This is a genomic window from Sediminitomix flava, assembly GCF_003149185.1.
Lineage (GTDB): Bacteria > Bacteroidota > Bacteroidia > Cytophagales > Flammeovirgaceae > Sediminitomix > Sediminitomix flava.
In genome coordinates, this window is sequence record NZ_QGDO01000004.1 from 259,250 (window position 1) to 277,205 (window position 17,956).

The following is a 17,956-nucleotide window of genomic DNA, read 5'->3' on the forward strand; positions in this document are numbered from 1 at the left end:
CGATGACTTTACAAAACTTGCCGTACTAATGAGTTTTAATTTATCTAAATAACCTTTTAAGATTTACTTATATTTTTAAATACGCAGTTTTAGACTGACACAAAAAAAAGAGCACTAAAAGCGCTCTTTTTTCCTTTGTATTCACGTTTTACCTATCCATCTTATTCGACTCAAAATCTATTCATTACCCTTTGTTTTTGTTTAAAATATATAGAGTTCAAAAACATTTTATGCCTCCTAGTGACTAGAGTATGAAAGCCTTTCAGTTAGCTAAAATAGAATAAGTGTACTACAATAATTAACTAAACTACTTCACGACAATCCGTTTCACACCAATCAACTCCGTTGATGTACTAATTCTTATCAGGTAAACTCCTGCGGGTAATCCTGCTACTTGATATATTACTTCTTGGTTATTTCCATCATTTAATACCTGTTCATAGGTTTTCATCACGTCTCCTTCCAAATTGATAACTTCTATCAACGCTTTTCCGCGAGCTTCAGTCTCAAAACTTAACTGTACTTCATCGACTATTGGATTTGGATAAACTGATAAATTCACTGTGTTATATGTATTTGTATAGCTTTCTTCCGAATAAACATAAACGACAACATAAATGTATGTGAAGCCATTTTCTTTACCGTCATCTGCCAAAATATATACAATCCCGACCCCTTCTGATTTCGGAATAATCACTAAATCCTCTTGACCGTAAGCAACATCTATGATATCTGGAGTGTCATTCACTGCTCCGTACTGAAGCGTATCCCCGTCTTGATCTTCAAAAACTTCAGCTACGGTGATTGTATAACCAATAGGTTGTTCCAAAAGTAAATTCACAGCCCAAGGTTCTGCCGACTGCGGTGTTCTGTTTACATCTTCAACATATACAGAAAATGGGTGTATAACATAATTTCCATGTTCATCTATTACCTTAAGCTCAACTTCTTGTGCCCCTTGATCATCATGGCTTGGAGATAAACGAACTTGAGCCTGATTACTCTCAACTTTTTCCACGGTCGCAAAAGAAGAATCAGAAACTATTTCAAAACTTATATGGTCATCCTCTGGGTCTATCGCTAATAAATTCACAATCTTGCTCTCTCCTTCTGCTACTTTTACCGCTTCACCATATTGGTCTGGGGAATAAGTGACTTGAGGAGATGCATTTGCCGTTATTTCATAGTTTACCTTTGCTTTTGATTTTACTGGATCATTAGTCGAAATAGATACATAACCCACATTTAAGCCTTGAGCTAAATTATTTCCCAATACTATTGAATTAACTTCCTGACTGGCACCCGCATCAATTACCCCTTCTACAGCATCTAACTCTATCCAATTGGCTTGAAAAGAAAGTGCTCTCACCTTCCAAACATATCGTTCTACCTCATCATAAATCGTATTATCGGGATCTCCTGAAAACCATCCGCCATTTTGATCTATTTGGTGTTCAATAGACGGTAGGAAAAAGTTTCTTTTATAAATATTCTCATCATCAATAAGATCATAAGCCGCCTCTCCAAATTCGGGATGTGACATGACGATATAGAAATCTTCTCCTCCTTGAATATTTACTGCTCTATCAAATTCTAACAACATCCAATTACTTGAACCTAATTGTGCTGTTGATAAAAAGTCTTGTTCAAACAGTTGATTTCCTCCATCGGGCCAATTACTCGAACCATCATACACCTCTACCCGCACATAATCTTGGAACAGATAATCTACCATCATTCTGAGATGTGTAATTGTAAAACCTTCTGCAGGAGCAGTCATACGAACAGCTGTCCGAATCGGTGTGTTTGTTCTATTTCCTCTAGTTGCAGCTGCCTTTTCAGAAATATCATAATGGATGGAATCGAAAGTTGTAGCACTTTTAGCCACCACTTCTTCTTGTGTCAAACCAAAAGCGGACATAACTGTGTTTGCCGCTGTTGAGCTTGTAAATTCATAACCAGCCTTCGCAGTATAAATCAATGGTGCATTACCTGTATTTTTCAACATGAAAGCATGAGATAAAGTATCTACCACATTCATGTTTTTTACAAGGTCAGTACTTTCCAATTCAAATACTGGAGGTAATACCGAATTCGCTACTACCTTGATCGTAGTTCTATTTAAATCTTGATCATAAAGCACTAACTCAGAGTCATAAGTTTTAACCTCTTCTGCCTCAAATACCAAAGTCAATACAATACTTTCTCCAGCTTCTAAAACTACATTTGAAATCAATTCTCCATCCGATTTAAAGTAAAGCTCTTTGCCATCTAGCTTTAACTTAACTTCTGGAAAGTCAGGTAAACTCATCCTTTCAATCACTAGTTCTTTTGTTCCAACATTCGAAATTGAGAAGTCCTGCGAATACTCACGAATATCATCTTCTACATAGAATACATTTCCATAATCAAGCGTATCTCTAGAAACTGTATAATCCAATACGCCTTCTACGGTGTAACTGATAGGAATTCTAATTTCGGGAGTTGAATAACTATTTGAAATTACAACCAAAGTATCCACATAAATCCCTTCCTCAAGTCTATCAGAAGTCATGGTAAGTTCATGCGTTTTACTTCCTTCTCCTTGTATCGTTACACTTACTTTTGGTTGAAAAATGATTGCTTGATAATCCTCAAACCTTGTATTATAGACATCAGGGTAGTCATGCCCTGCACGACCAATATCTACAAAGGTTTTTCCTTCCAAATCTTTCAGGCCATACCAAATCTCACCATTGAAATTATCGACTTCTTTATACTGAAATTTTACTAAACCATCAGCTTGCAAAATGACCTCAAAAGTCGCATATCCAGGATTTCCCCATAGGCTCGAAACAACTCTCTTGTATTCTACGATGACACGATTTTCTTCAACTGACATATATATTCCTGAGCTATCTTCAGCCGAATTGAGTGTCCATGCAGCTCGCATTGGAGCCATTACCCCAGAAATCCCGTCATCGGGCAAATGTGGGCCATACTGTGGGTCTGAACTTATTTGAGGCTCTTTAGATGTGATGTAACCATTCTCACACACCCAAATAGAATCAAAAGTTTCACCATAAAAAGTATATGAAAACGGTAATTCTACAGCTACAAAACCATCTGTTGGCACATAGATTTTATTTTCTTCTTCAGCAATATCAATCCATTCATAACGAACCTGAGCATCGTAATGAGAATCACGATAAGTATAGCCGTTTACCTCTCCATCATTGGTATTTAGCTTCATGATAGAAGTTGGCTCAATCGTATAGTTCAAGTCTGTATCTATGGTATTTGCAATCGTAAGTGTTGCTACATCTGTCTCCAATGTTTTTAGGCTAAAAATCAGATCAGACAATTCTGCTGTCGGTTCAGGAGACAAGAATGAACTGCTATTAATTTCAATCGACTGCTGCCCTATACCTTCCGAGGTCACAAGCCATTGTTCGCTTACCTCTTCTTTTGTTGTTGGTGAATATGTAAGTAAAATTTGCTTTCGTTCACCTGCTGCTACCGTGAAAGGCACTTCTTGATTTATCGTGAAAATACTGCTTCCTTCAAATAGTTGAGAAACCGTCATAGGTGCTGTACCAATATTCTCAATGAAGAAACTTGCCGTATCGGACAAACCGACCATTACAGGCTCAAAGTTTAATTCACCTTTTGCTAATTCTAACTGTGCATAACCATTTACTTGCAACTCAATATCTACTTTCTCATAACCATCAGCTGTATTTGTATTCATAAAGACCATATCATGATGAGTACCATCAGTAAGTCCTGCCATTTCAGGGTCTAGTTCTACAGTTATAGTCTTTGTTTCTGAAGGCTTTAGACTAAAATTTTTCTCGGATACTGCAGAGACAAAGTTAGCCCCATGTTCTCGTACAAAACGATAAGACGTATTGGCTTTTACTATCCGCCCTGCATCCCTTTTTTGAAGCGTATAACCTACTGTTCCTTCCAAATTTTGGAAACCCACCAACGCATTATCAGCTATAGAATTTGCATCAATATTTTCATATCTAAACTCTATGGCTCCATCTTGAAATAAAACTAACTGTGCTGTAAGTCGCCCTTCTTCCTCATCTTTCAAATTAGACTTTACATTGTCATATTGTACAATAAAACGGTCACCAAGATCGGCATAAAGTAAATCTGATTCACTTGGGATTTTCCAAAATACATCGTCAACAATAATCATTTCATTTCCCATCACGGCAAACGTACCTAACAGACCTTCTTCTGATGGAAATTCATTTAATGTTCTGTAAGCTGATACAGAACCCAACCAAGGGCTAATTCGGGCAGGCAACCACACCAAACCATCGGCAAATAGTGTGATGTTCTCAAATTCTTCATTGAAAAATGGAAACTTGAATCCTAAGGATACTTCAGTTGCATAAGCGTTTAAAACATCATCTCTTACTGAAATCCCGAAAGTAGAAATATCTTCAAAATCACTCGCATTTGCATGGTCTTCTAGATAAACAGAGTTTCCATGTTTTTCATCAAAAGCTAAAGGTATTTGAATGTCGAGTACTTGATCACTCGTATTTTCTACTTCAAAAGAAACCTCCACTTTTTCTCCAACTCTCGTTTCTGCTGTCAGTGTTTTAGCTGAAAATTGAGCTACAGCAGGTTCTTTTACTGTCCCATAAAAGTTAATTTCTAGATCACCAATATTAGATTTTATAACTGTTTCCTCTGAAAATACCCCCATTGTAGTTGGAGTAACTCGAACAGCTAATTCTCCTTCAAAATTAGGCTCAATAATCAAGGTATCAGCTCCTGTATATTCAATTTCTGGGTTATCTAATTCGATTCCTGTAATTTCTAAATTGGCAAAACCTGTATTTTTAATTTTAAATTTCACATCTTTTGCTGCCCCTGCATAAGTCACTCCTAAAGACAAATCTCGTTCATAATCTGCAATAGCTTTTTGCCCTAAAATGTTCATATCAACAGCTACTGTTCCTATCGGGTAATTCGTATCATTTGTATAAATTACAGCAGCAGTTTCATGCTTTCCTTCTGTCAAATGGCTACCATCTATCACTAATCTCACTTGCTCTTCTGTTCCTCCAGCTACTTGCCCACTGATTGGGTCAAAATACACATGAGCAGGATCTTCACCCGCACTAAATAATCGAACTTTAGGAATCGCATATCCGCCGTAAGGAAGCTCAACTGAAGCAGTTTGAAAACTACGTCCTTCATCATGACTTATGAAATAATCCCAACCAGGAAACTGTGGTGAATAATCTACTGCTTGATACGTAAGTGGTGCTTTAGGATGATATATCTTGACCCAAATAATATCTCCTCCAGAAGTTTCTATTGCACGAGAAAATGGAACTCTATTCCAAGTCCAAAAGCCTAAACTTTCTTCTCGAGGGTAAAAAGTTTGTGCATGAAGTACCTCCATTTCTTCAAAAACCGTCTGTCCTCCTTTACAAATTTCAATGACGAAAGGGTCTTTCATACCTTCTTCTAGCCACCATAAGGCTTCCATATGCGTAAGAGGCAATCGATAATCTAGCGGAATTTCATAACGTACCGCAGAAACATAGCCCATGTTTGCTGAGGGTTCTGTAAACCCAAAGTCAAAAGAATTGTCATTGAATTCATGCTGAAGCCCTGCAATGTATCTAGTTCTATCGGTCAATGTATCTGTTCGGATTTCTTCGTCATAAAATGACTTCACTTCAAACGTTCCATCTCCAGTATTTGAAGACATTACAGAAGCAAAACCCATCTGTCCATTTACATCATATACTCCGCCAAAGTTAAGACGTGCACGTCCATCAGATAGCATTTGAATTTTTGGTCCAGTCTTAAATAATGAACTCAAAGAAGAAATAGAACCTTCTTCGCTTTCATCTTCTTCATTGAAAATTGGCCCATTATTTTCTACAAATCCTTCCCATAATAATGGAGACTCACCATCATTTCTCAAGTGAACATATTCTTCTACAACTTTCTCTTCGGTGACATCAATTTCTACACTTATATTTTTAGGTGAGAATGAAAAAAGAGGTTCATCTAATGTTTGTTTAGAGGTATAAGCTACCTCATTCGTATTTCCCCAACGGTCTACAGCTTGCAAAGCAAAATAATATGAAGTCTGCTTACGTAAACCTTCAATATTTAATTGGGCTGTATCGCCCGCAGCTAAAGTATTTGGGATGATATAAGGTGAAAAATTTTCTAAGTAATCCTCAGTGATTTCCTCGGTACTTAACCACAAATAAAACAAGTAAGGACTTTCATCGTCTTCATCGGAAGGTACTGTCCATATCAAATCTAAAGCGGTATGTGTCAAGTTATCAACACGTAAATCTGTGATATTTTCTGGGGGTAATTTACCATCTGACTGAAGAGCTGCTCGTGCATTCAATATTCCGACTCCCATTTTACCATTATAGTAACTATGCATTTCTGCAGGAAAATCTGCTGCTCCTTGCATAATTCTAGCCTTCAGTTCGTCTGCTGTCGATATTTCATTTCCCAATTCACTCAATACAAGCCCTGCCACGCCCGATACATGCGGACAAGCCATTGAAGTACCTTGTAAGTAACCGTATTTATTGCCTGGAAATGTACTCAACACTTGCCCTATTTCACCAAAAGACATATCTCCTCCAGGTGCTGAAATGTTTGTCCATGTTCCGTGATTAGTATAAGATGTTGGTAAGTTTGTAGGCCCTACTGCATTTACTGATAGGCAACGCTGATCTGCTGCAGGATAAAAGACATCTTCCATACCGTTATTACCCGTTGTAAAAATCGGTAAACCTCCTACAATTGGTGAGTTCGGAAACTCATCTGTATTTCCTGCTTCCTCTACAAAATAGCGTAATGCATCTTGAACATCTTGCTCATACACTCCTGGAGAAGTGTACCCCCATGAACTTTGCGCGATAACGGCTCCATTATCTGCGGCATAAATATAAGCGGCTGCTGCTCCGTGACTAGAACCTGTTTCTTGGAAAATCTGACAAGACATCATTCGAATACCACTGCCTTCACTTCCATCTCCTCCTGCTACACCTGCTACTCCTACACCATTATTTGATACTGCAGCTACTGTACCTGCTACATGTGTACCATGTGTCACGGCTGTAACTTGTCCATTGGAATGAAAATTATAACCGTGTATATCATCTATATAGCCGTTTCCATCATCATCTACTCCTATTTCTCCATTCTTCTCGATTTCATTTACCCAAAGATTGGCTGCTAAATCTTCATGCGCTACATCAATTCCTCCATCAACAATAGCTATAATTACTTCGGGTGAACCTGTATTTATTTCCCAAGCAGCCTCCAAATCAATATCCGAATCTGCTGTTCCGACTCTTAATCCATCATTTTCATAATGCCATTGATCAACCAATAAAGGGTCATCAAAAAAAGTTGATGACAAAGAAGATTGCGTAGAAGCCGAAGCCATCCTCGCTGCTGATACATAAATAGGTTTAGTGTTTTCAAAAGTCCCCACTTTTTTATAAACAGGTTTTGCCAAAGTAACCCCATTTATACTATTGTAAGATTCTACAACTTCTCTAGGATCTTGAGTTGAACTAAATTGCACCTCATACCACAAATGTAAACCATGTTTTCGATGTCTTGCTTCATGTTTTTCTGAGAAAGGGAATACTCTTCTGAATATTGTAACATTGTGCTGTTCATTTACAGACTTTAACTCAACGGAACCCATACTCGACATTCTTGCAGAAGACGAAACTGAAGCTGTACTACTCATTGATAAATTTACAGCTTCAAATTCTTCCGTGAATTTCACACGAATTTTACCTGCTTCTATATCTGATAATTCTTGAGCTGTGCCCAAATTTATACTCAAGTATAGAAGAGCAATTATGCTATATATGACATTTCTAAAGTTCATCATTGAAAAAGTTATAGACCTCTTATACAAAAGAATTTTCAGTGTTACACACCTAGCAATTAGAGTGGTCTGTTATTGTGTAGTTTCGAATTGGTTTCTATGTATTATTTCACTTATCTCACCTTTAAAAATTGTATACCCATACAGCTTTATAGTAGAAATAAGTGCTCATTAGCTTCTTAAGGTTTCATGGAAATACCATCATTCTGTATCCCATATTAATTGCATAATACTTTAGCAAATAGCTTTAGACCAACTAAGTAGTACTTATACATCTTAGCAGTACTAAAAACACATGTAAACAACTGAATATAAAAGCCTTAATCCCTACATTTTTTTTGAATCAATCTGATTTAATCCTATGAAGTCAAATAGTATCATACTTTGAATAAGTATAAAACGTAACATTTCTTTATAAAAAGAGGGGACTAAAAGCCCCCTCATTTATTTTCATCACGTTTTACCAATTCAATTTTAAAAAGTTACAAGTCGACAAGACTTATATGAAAAACACTTTATTATTCTCAATTCTATTTCTTGATATGATTGATTGAACAGGTTAATAAACTACCCACTAAAAAACAGTGGGTAGCTTTCAGTTAAATGATATACTTAGTTACATGTATCGTCAGACAATACATCATCCATATTACCTCCGCCATAAATTGGGCTAGCAGTATCATCACTGCTATCAGTAAATTGATAACTAAAGGCCATATTTTTCATCCAATCTGAGAAATTCTCGAATGGAGTAACGTATGTCTTAAACGGACATAGACTTAATTCGCTTACTGTATCTACATATCTAATGATTGAGATATCTACAATGGCATTATATGTATATGGGTTATCATAGATATCCATGATCTTAGTGAATACTTCACTTTCTGTAAATACTACAGATGAGTTGAATGAGTCTACTGTGAAAGTACCATTCTCCAATTCTGTAAAATGGTTGATCGACAAAGATGATGAATAAGCAAAATCATTTCCATTTGAAATTTTCACTCTTACATGACCTTTTTTCAACACTGGTAAAACATCTAAAACACCTTGTGCAGCTAATTTACCGATATTAAGGTCAAACTTATTGAAGTTTTCAGCTTTAGCGAATCCGCTAATAGAAGCAATATCAGTAAAGCCCATCAAAGTTACATTATGAGAACCATCTGTTGATCCGCCAGGTAATCCAATACCAAAGTTAGGAGATACATTACCCAAACCGTTTCCTACACCTCCACCAGAATAAGTTACTGTTTCCAAAGCATTAAATGCATTGAAGTTATTTACAGATGGATAGTTCACATAGATATCCCCATCTACTGTTTTAAGGCTATTGAAGAAGCTAAAATCTGCTAGTACAGCCTCATTATCTGAAGTATTGTAGTCAAATACTAGTGCCCCTTTCAATGACTCTCCCCACTCAACATTTACACCAACAATATCTTCTAGCTCCATTGTTTTTTGGATACCTGATACTTCTGTTAACGCACTAAAGTCAACACTTTCCAATGAAGCATTTTCACGGAAGTATAGTCTACCTCCAATCATTTCCAACATTTCAGCATCAAAGTCTGCGACAAAACTATTCTGAACAAATAAGTCATTCGCAATGCTCTTTAGTTTAGGGAAATTAAATGTTCCTGCATTTTCATTTACAGGATTTGCTTGATCAAATTGGCTCAAGTCATTGTAGATTAATACGCCCTTCTCAGCAACTCCTAAGCTAGCAAATGAAAGCTCTGTTAAGCTCATATTATTCACAAGCTCAATATTTCCTGTAACACCCAAAAGCATAGGCAGAGATAGATTTTCCAACATAGAGTTACCCTCTACAAACAATCCACCTCCAACAGTTACCAAACCTTCAATACTAACTTCAGTAACGTCTGTGTACATCACTTCCAAATTGCCACTAACGACTTGAACATTGCTCAATTTAGCCAAGTCATCAGCTGAACGAACAACTACATTACCCATCACAACAAGATTGTCTTCTGTCAATTTAGCATATGCTTCATCTGTAGATAAACTACCCCAGAATATCGCATTTTCTTCAGACTCCAAACGTTGAGTTAACTCTGCTAATTTTGCAGAACTTTCTCCTTCCAAGTCCGCCATTTGTTGTTCAAGGCTAGCAATTGCTGCTGCAATAGCTGCTTCTTGACTCTCTTTTAATTTTTCTAGCTCACCTTGAAGATCAGTCAACTCTTGTTGTTGTTCTTCCAAGTCTAGTCTTAGTTGGTCTAGCTCATCGGTGTTACAAGCTACTAAAGACAATAAAGCAGCTCCGATAACATAATTCTTAAAGCGCATAATTGTATTGGTTTAAAATAAAAAAATGAAAAAAATATGAGATAGAGGGAAGAAAGAGTACTTGCTTCCCTCTTGTGTAAAATGCTTGATTTATTGCACGATAATTCGTTCCACTCCAATCAACTCATTGGCTGTACTGATACGGATCATGTAAACTCCTGCAGGTAAACCGTCTACATGGTATTCAATCTGCTGCTGATCTTCATCCTTCAATACTTGCTCATAAGTATTCATTGTGGTTCCATCCATGTTTATCACCTCAATCAAAGCCGTACCTCTCGCTTCTGTTTCAAAGCTCAATTGTACTTCATCAATCATTGGATTAGGATAAACGGATAGCTCTGCTGTGACACTTGCTTCTCCTAAGTCTTCTTGAGAATAAACATAGACGACCACGTAAGTGTAAGTGAAGCCATTTTCTCTACCATCGTCTGCGAGAATGTAAACCACACCTACTCCTTTTTGCTTTGGAATGATGACTAAGTCTTCAGAACCGTAAGCAACGTCTATGACATCTGGTGTGTCATTGATCGCTCCATACTGAAGAACATCTTCATCTGCATCTTCAAATACTTCTGCAATGTCAATGGTATAACCAATTGGCTGTTCCAAAAGAAGATTTACAGCCCAAGGCTCTGCTCCTACAGGTGTTCTGTTGATATCTTCTACAAGAATTGAAATCGGATGAATTACGTAGTTTCCATGTTGATCTAGAACTTTCACTTCAATGTCCTGAACTCCTTGGTCGTCATGGCTTGGTGCTAAAGTAACTTGAGCTTGAAGGTCAGCTACTTTTTCCACAGTCGCAAAAGAAGAATCATTTGCCATTTCAAAACTCAATACATCTCCTTCAGGGTCTGAAGCGAGCATATTAACCACCTTCGTTTCTCCCTCTTTCACCTTGATAGGCTCTCCATATTGATCTGGTGAATAAGTCACGATCGGACCAACGTTAGATGTTACCTCATAATTGATTTTTTGAGGTTTTGTATTTACAGGATCATTTGTCGTTACTGTGACATATCCCACATTTACACCTTGAGCAAGGTTCTTTCCGATAATATCAGAATTGATTTCAAGGCTTTCTCCTGCTTCAATCACACCTTCTACCGCATCTAACTCAATCCAGTTGGCTTGGAATGATAATGCTCTAATTTTCCATACGAACTCTAACAACTCAGCATCTCTTAACTCTCCCGTTTCAGGGTCTTTCGGTCCAGATGTATTATCAGGGTCTCCAGAGAACCAGTCTCTATCCTTTTCTGATAATGGTGCTGGTTTAAAGAACTGACGATAAGTTACCGAAGGATTATTTCCATGACTATCGCTACTGTCAAAAGAATGCTTCCCTCCTTCTGGGTGAGAAATAACGACGTAGAAATCTTCTCCACCATTGATAGCAACTGCTTTTTCAAACTCAAAAAGTCTCCACATTTCTGAGCCAAGTCCTTCATTTATGGTGAAATCTTCCTCGTAGATCACTTCATTGTTATCTGGTATATTTGTCAATCCTTCATAGATACTTATTCTCATTTGTCCTGCAGTAGCGACATAGGTCATTAATCGCATGTGGCTGATCACAAAACCTTCGGCTGGTGCAGTCATTCTTACCGCCGTTGTAATTGGGTAAGTAGAGTTATTACCATGAAAACCATCTGAAGTTGCTTTGCTGTGGTCATAGTGAAGCGAATCGAAACTAGCTTTTGAATCTGCCTCAATCTCTTCCTCTGTCATTCCGAACATTGACGCAGTAGCTTGTTTAGCTTCTGAAGTAAGGAACTCATAACCTGCCTTTGCAATAAAGCTCAAGTCTGAATCACCTGTATTTTTCACAACAAATGAATGTGCCAATGTATCGATTGAATTCATTTGAGCGGTAAAATCTTCTGCTTCCAATTCAAATACTGGTGGTAATATTGTTGCTGCAGTTACTACTACCGTTTCTGAAACAGACGCTGTATGCAATACTAAGTTTGTCGTATAAGCCTTCTCTTCTGTTGCCTCAAATTCTAATGTAAGCTCTTTTGTTACTCCTGGCGCTAACACCAAATTAGAAATCAACTCTCCTTCTCCTTTGAAATACAACTCTGAACCATCTGCAAATAATGTAGTCTCAGGAAGATTTGGTAAATCAATGCTATTGAACTCTATATCTTTTGTTCCTGTATTCAGAATCGTAAAACTTGCTGTGTAAGCTTCATCTTCGCCCTCTACATAAAATACATTTCCAAAGTCTAGGGTATCTGTTGAAATTTCATAAGATAAATTCCCCGATACCGCATAGCTTATTGGTAACTTCAATTCTGGCGTAATGAAACTATTTGAAGTAATTACTAGTGTATCTTCATAAACTCCTTCCAATAATAAGTCTGGTTTTAGAGCAAATTCGTGTGTGTTCGTTCCTTCACCCTCAATTTTTGTTGATAGAGCTGGCTGTAAAATGATCGCTTGATAGTCTTCAAAACGTGTATTAAATACATCTGGATAATCATGACCTGTGCGACCAAGATCAACAAAATCTTCACCGTTCAAGTGCTTCAAACCATACCAGAATTCACCATTGAAGTTATCTACTTCTTCATACTGAAATTTGATCGTACCATCGGCTTCCAAGATCAATTCAAAAGTAGCATAGCCTGGGAATCCCCAAACACTTGCAATTAATTTCTTGAACTCGACAACTACATGGTCATCTTCTGCAGATAAGTAAATTCCTGAAAGTTCATCTACTTCATTTACTTTCCATGAAGAACGCATTGGAGAAATGACTGCTGTAACCCCATCATTTGGCAAATATGGACCATATTTCGGGTCTGTAGCTACTTGCGGTCTTACTGCGGTGATATACCCGTTTTCACAAACATAGATAGAGTCAAAGTTTTCGCCATAGAAGTTATACGTAAATGGCAATTTCACTGGTAAATAACCATCCGTCGGAATGGTCAAACGATTTTCTTCTTCGGCAATTTCGACCCAATCATAACGTACTTGAGCATCATAGTGTGAGTCACTATATGTATACGAATTTACCGTTCCAGCTTTTGTATCCACCAACATTGTAGACGCTGGGTGAAGTGTATATTCCAAATCAGAATCTACTGTATTTTCTACGGTCAGCGTTACCTTTCCTTCTTCGAAAGTTGCTAAGCTAAAGTTTGACTGACTAAGTGCTGCTGTAGGCTCAGGTGACAAGTGTGAACTTGCTGTCACCTCTACTGTTTTAAGCCCTACACCATCGGCAATAATCACCATTTGCTCTGTAAACTCTTCGTCCAAGTTTGTTGGTGCATATTCCAGAACAATATGTTTTTTCGTTCTAGCTTGTACCGTAAATGGTACTTCGTGATTTACCGTAAATGCAGAAGGAGCATCAAATAATTGTGTCACTTCCATTGGTGCCGTACCCATATTTTCAATAAAGAAACCTACCGTATCAGACAAACCAATCATAATGGATTCAAAGGCTAATTCAGCGGTATCGACTTCCATTTGTCCATATCCTTCAACATTTAGAGTCACTCTGATTGTGTCTCTCAAATTTTCTGTATTAGCATCTAGATAGATAACATCTTTGTAAGTTCCTGCTGTCAAATCTGCCAAACGAGGGTCTAACACTGCAGTGATCTCTTTTTCTTGATTTGGTTGAACTTGGAAATCTGTTTCTGAAAGTGAAGAAACGTATCTAGTTCCAAAACCATCTTCTCTCACAAAACGGTAAGTCGTATTTGCTTGCACTACTTGGTCATCACTTCTTTTCTGAATCGTGTAACCAACCGTTCCTTCCATATTCTGGAAACCAACTAAAGCACTACTGTCTGCTACTGCATTTTCATCAATATCTGCATATCTAAACTCAATCGCACCATCTTGGAATAAGGCTAATTGCATCGTCATGCGACCTTCATCCTCATCCGTCAAGTCATCCTTTACATTGTCATATTGTACGATAAAGTGATCTCCCATATTAGCATAAACAAGGTCTGCCTCACTAGGGATTTTTCTGAACACATCATCTACAATGGATAACTCATGGAACAGAAGAGAAATTGTACTCAATAAGCCTTCTTGATTAGGGAATTCATTCATATCATACATTACTCCCGAACTTCCATAATCAGGTACTGGCGTTTCCAAGAACCACATGAAACCATCTGCATGTACTCCAATGTATTCATATTCTGTATCGAAGTATGGGAATTTGAAACCGATCGGTACTTCCCAAGCATAACCATTCAATACATACTCAGCGATAGAAGTACCGAAATCTGCGATATCTTCAAATTCGCCTGCATTAGCTGGGTCTTCCACATAATGAATATCTGGGTGTTTCTCTTTGAAAGCCAAGGGCGTCTTTACATACAATACTTCATCGTCACTTGTATTCTTAACGGTAAAGTTTACCTCTACAGCTTCTCCTGAATTTGTAGTCCCTTCTATCTCTGCTGGATATTCAGCAACTGCTGGAGCCGATACAGAAGCGTAAAACTCTACTTTTAAGTCTCCAATATTCGTCTTAATCCTACCTTCTCCCACAAATTCTCCTGGAGTTGATGGTGTCACACGCATTGAAAGTGTACTCTCAAAGTTTGGTCCAAGGATCAATGTATCTACTCCTGTATATTCCAAATCGGGGTTATCACTTTCGATACCTGTGATTTCCAAATCTGCAAGACCTGCATTTCTGATCGCGAACTTCACATCATTTTTCGCACCCGCATAAACAACTCCTAAAGACTGTTTTGCTTCATAATCTGCGATAGCTTCTTGACCAACAATATTAATGTCTAAAGCTACTGTTGCGATTGGGTAGTTTTCATCGTTTGTATAGAGTACTGCAGAGGTTGAGTGCTTTCCTTCAGTCAAGTTTGAACCATCTACTACAACTCTTACTTTCTCTTCTTTTCCACCTTTTACTTCTCCACTAACAGGGTCGAAATAAGCGTGTGCAGGGTCTTCTCCTGCAGAGAATAAACGTACTTTCGGAATGGCATAACCAGAGTATGGCAGTTCTTCAGCACCGAAGAAGAAGGTTCGTCCTTCATTTCTACTCACAAAGAAATTCCACCCTTGGAACTCTGATGTATAATCTGTTCCTTGGTAAGAAGCTTGTACTTTTGGATGGTAAATTTTTACCCAAATGATATCTCCTCCAGAAGTTTCAATAGTACGAGGAAAAGCGATTTTATGCCAAGCCCAACCTCCTGTCAAATCTTCTCTTGGGTAATATGCATGTGCGTAAAGCACTTCCATTTCATCTGTGATATACTCACTTCCTCTACAGATTTCTATAATAAATGGATCATCTAGCCCTTTTTCCATCCACATCAATGTTTCCATATGTGTAAGCGGAAGACGATAATCTACAGGGATTTCATAACGTGTTGCTGTTACATAACCAATGTTGCGAGAGCCTACTCCAAAACCGAAATCAAAAGAATTGTCATTGAATTCGTGCTGAAGCCCGGCAATGTATTGCGTTCTATCAACTAGTGTATCTGTTTTGATCTCCTCATTGTTGAATGCCTTGGCTACAAACTCTGCCTCTGCATGCTCTTCCACAGAAGCTGTTGAAGCATAGCCCATTTGCCCGTTCACATCAAATACTTCACCGAAGTTCAATGTTGCATGACCATCAGAAAGCATTTGAATCTGCGGTCCATTTTTGAATAAAGAACTCAATGCTGAAGCAGCCGCTTCTTCTTCCTCCTCATCATCTTCATCGAAGACTGGCCCTTCATTTTCTACAGAACCCTCCCAATACAATGTCGCTTCTCCATCATTGCTCAAAGTCACATATTCTTCTACTACTTTTTGCGTAGTTACATCAATTTCTAAAGAGATGTTTTTCGGTGAGAATGAGAAGAAAGGCTCATCCAAAGTAGTCGTATGTACATAAGCAATATCATTGGCATTTCCCCAACGGTCAACTGCTTGCAATGCAAAATAATACGTTGATTTCTTACGAAGACCTCCAATACTTAAAGTTGCTGTATCTCCTGCTATAATGGTATTGCTCAAGAAGTACGGATTGAAATTATTCATATAATCCTCCGTAATTTCTTCTCCAGCACTCAACCATAAATAATAAGCGAACGGACTTTCGTCATCCTCATCGGCAGGAACTGTCCATACCAAATCTAAGGCTGTATGTGTTGTATTTTCAATTCTGAGGTCTTTGAAATTTGCTGGAGGAATTTTTCCATCCGACTGAAGTGCTCCTCTAGCATTCAATAAACCGACACCCAACTTACCATCATAATAACTATTCAAATCTGATGGGAAAGCGGACGCACCTTGCATTACTGCTGCTTGCAATTCTGCTGGTGACGAAATCAAATCAGATAGTTCACTTAATACCAAACCTGCTACCCCCGATACATGTGGACAAGCCATTGATGTACCTTGAAGATATCCATATCTATTTCCTGGGAATGTACTGAGTACCGCTCCGATATCGCCATAAGATAAATCTCCACCTGGAGCTGCAATATCAACCCAATCGCCGTGGTTTGTATAAGGTGCTGGTAAATCCTCAGGACCTACCGATGATACTGCAAAACAATTATCATCTGCTCCTGGATAGAAAAATCCTTCTTGTCCGTTATTACCTGCTGCAAAAATTGGAAGACCACCTACCATTGGTGAATCTGGATAATCTGCTAGATTACCAGCTTCTTCTCTGAAATAAGCAATTGCATCTTGAACATCTTGCTCGTAAACACCTGCAGAAGTATATCCCCAAGAACTTTGTGCGATGACAGCGCCATTATCTGCTGCATAAACATAAGCCGCTGCAGAACCCGCACTAGCGCCTCCTTCTCCGAAAATCTGACAAGACATCAAACGAACACCACTACCTTCTGTACCGTCGCCACCTGCGACACCTGCAACACCAATACCATTGTTAGACACAGCTGCCACTGTCCCTGCTACGTGAGTACCGTGTGTAGTGGCAGTAACTTGTCCGTTGGAATGAAAGCTATAGCCATGAAAATCATCTACATATCCATTTCCATCATCATCAACTCCTAATTCACCATTTAATTCAGCTTCATTTCTCCAAAGGTTGGCTTGTAAATCTGGGTGAACGGTATCAATACCTCCATCAACAATTGCAATGATTACATTTGGAGTACCTGTTGTGATATCCCAACCTGCTTCCATATCAATATCTGCATCATTTGAACCGACACGAGAACCGTCATTTTCATAATGCCACTGATCTACCAACAACGGATCATTGAAATAGGTCGATGCCAATGGTGCTGCCGCTGTTGCTCTTACAATTTCAGCTTCAGACAGGTAAACTGGCTTTGCATTCTCAAAAGACCCTATCTTTTTATAAATAGGTTTTGCGATCTCTACGCCACTCACTGAGGCATAAGCCTCTACTACTTCTCTTGGGTCTTGGTTTGCACCAAACTGAACTTCATACCACAAGTGTAATCCGTGTTTACGGTGTCTTGCCTCATATTTTTCTGAGAATGGGAAGACCCTTGTAAAAACTGTAATATTGAATTGCTGATTGACCGATTGTAAATCAATTGCTGCAATGTTTGCCATTCTTGCCGAAGATGACACCGATGAATTACTTGTCATCGATAAGTTCGCTGCTTCGAACTCTTCGGTAAACTTAATTCGCACTTTCCCTGCTTCTATATCTGCTAAATCTTGTGCTCCTGCCCAAGAGATACTCAGAAACAGAAATGCAATTATGCTATATATTGAATTTCTTAATCTCAT

General features: G+C 38.2%; 3 protein-coding genes. All 3 read right to left on the bottom strand.

Annotated features, from left to right (window positions below; genetic code table 11):
• Positions 1-307: 307 nt before the first annotated feature.
• The 3 genes from BC781_RS16635 to BC781_RS16645 all read right to left on the bottom strand — a co-directional run bounded on the left by BC781_RS16635 (position 308) and on the right by BC781_RS16645 (position 17,956).
• Entirely contained in the window at positions 308-7,900 is a 7,593-nt protein-coding gene (locus tag BC781_RS16635; RefSeq protein WP_109619848.1) for a S8 family serine peptidase, read from the bottom strand.
• Positions 7,901-8,509: 609 nt separating this feature from the next.
• Entirely contained in the window at positions 8,510-10,213 is a 1,704-nt protein-coding gene (locus tag BC781_RS16640) for an ABC transporter C-terminal domain-containing protein (protein ID WP_109619850.1), read from the bottom strand.
• Between the two features lie 90 nt (positions 10,214-10,303).
• Entirely contained in the window at positions 10,304-17,956 is a 7,653-nt protein-coding gene (locus BC781_RS16645; RefSeq protein ID WP_109619852.1) for a S8 family serine peptidase, read from the bottom strand.

What these genes read in the sequence shown, in the direction of transcription:
- BC781_RS16645 (WP_109619852.1), bottom strand. Translation starts at nt 17,956, where the DNA reads ATGAGATTAAGAAATTCAATATATAGCATAATTGCATTTCTGTTTCTG.
- BC781_RS16640 (WP_109619850.1), bottom strand. Translation starts at nt 10,213, where the DNA reads ATGCGCTTTAAGAATTATGTTATCGGAGCTGCTTTATTGTCTTTAGTA.
- BC781_RS16635 (WP_109619848.1), bottom strand. Translation starts at nt 7,900, where the DNA reads ATGATGAACTTTAGAAATGTCATATATAGCATAATTGCTCTTCTATAC.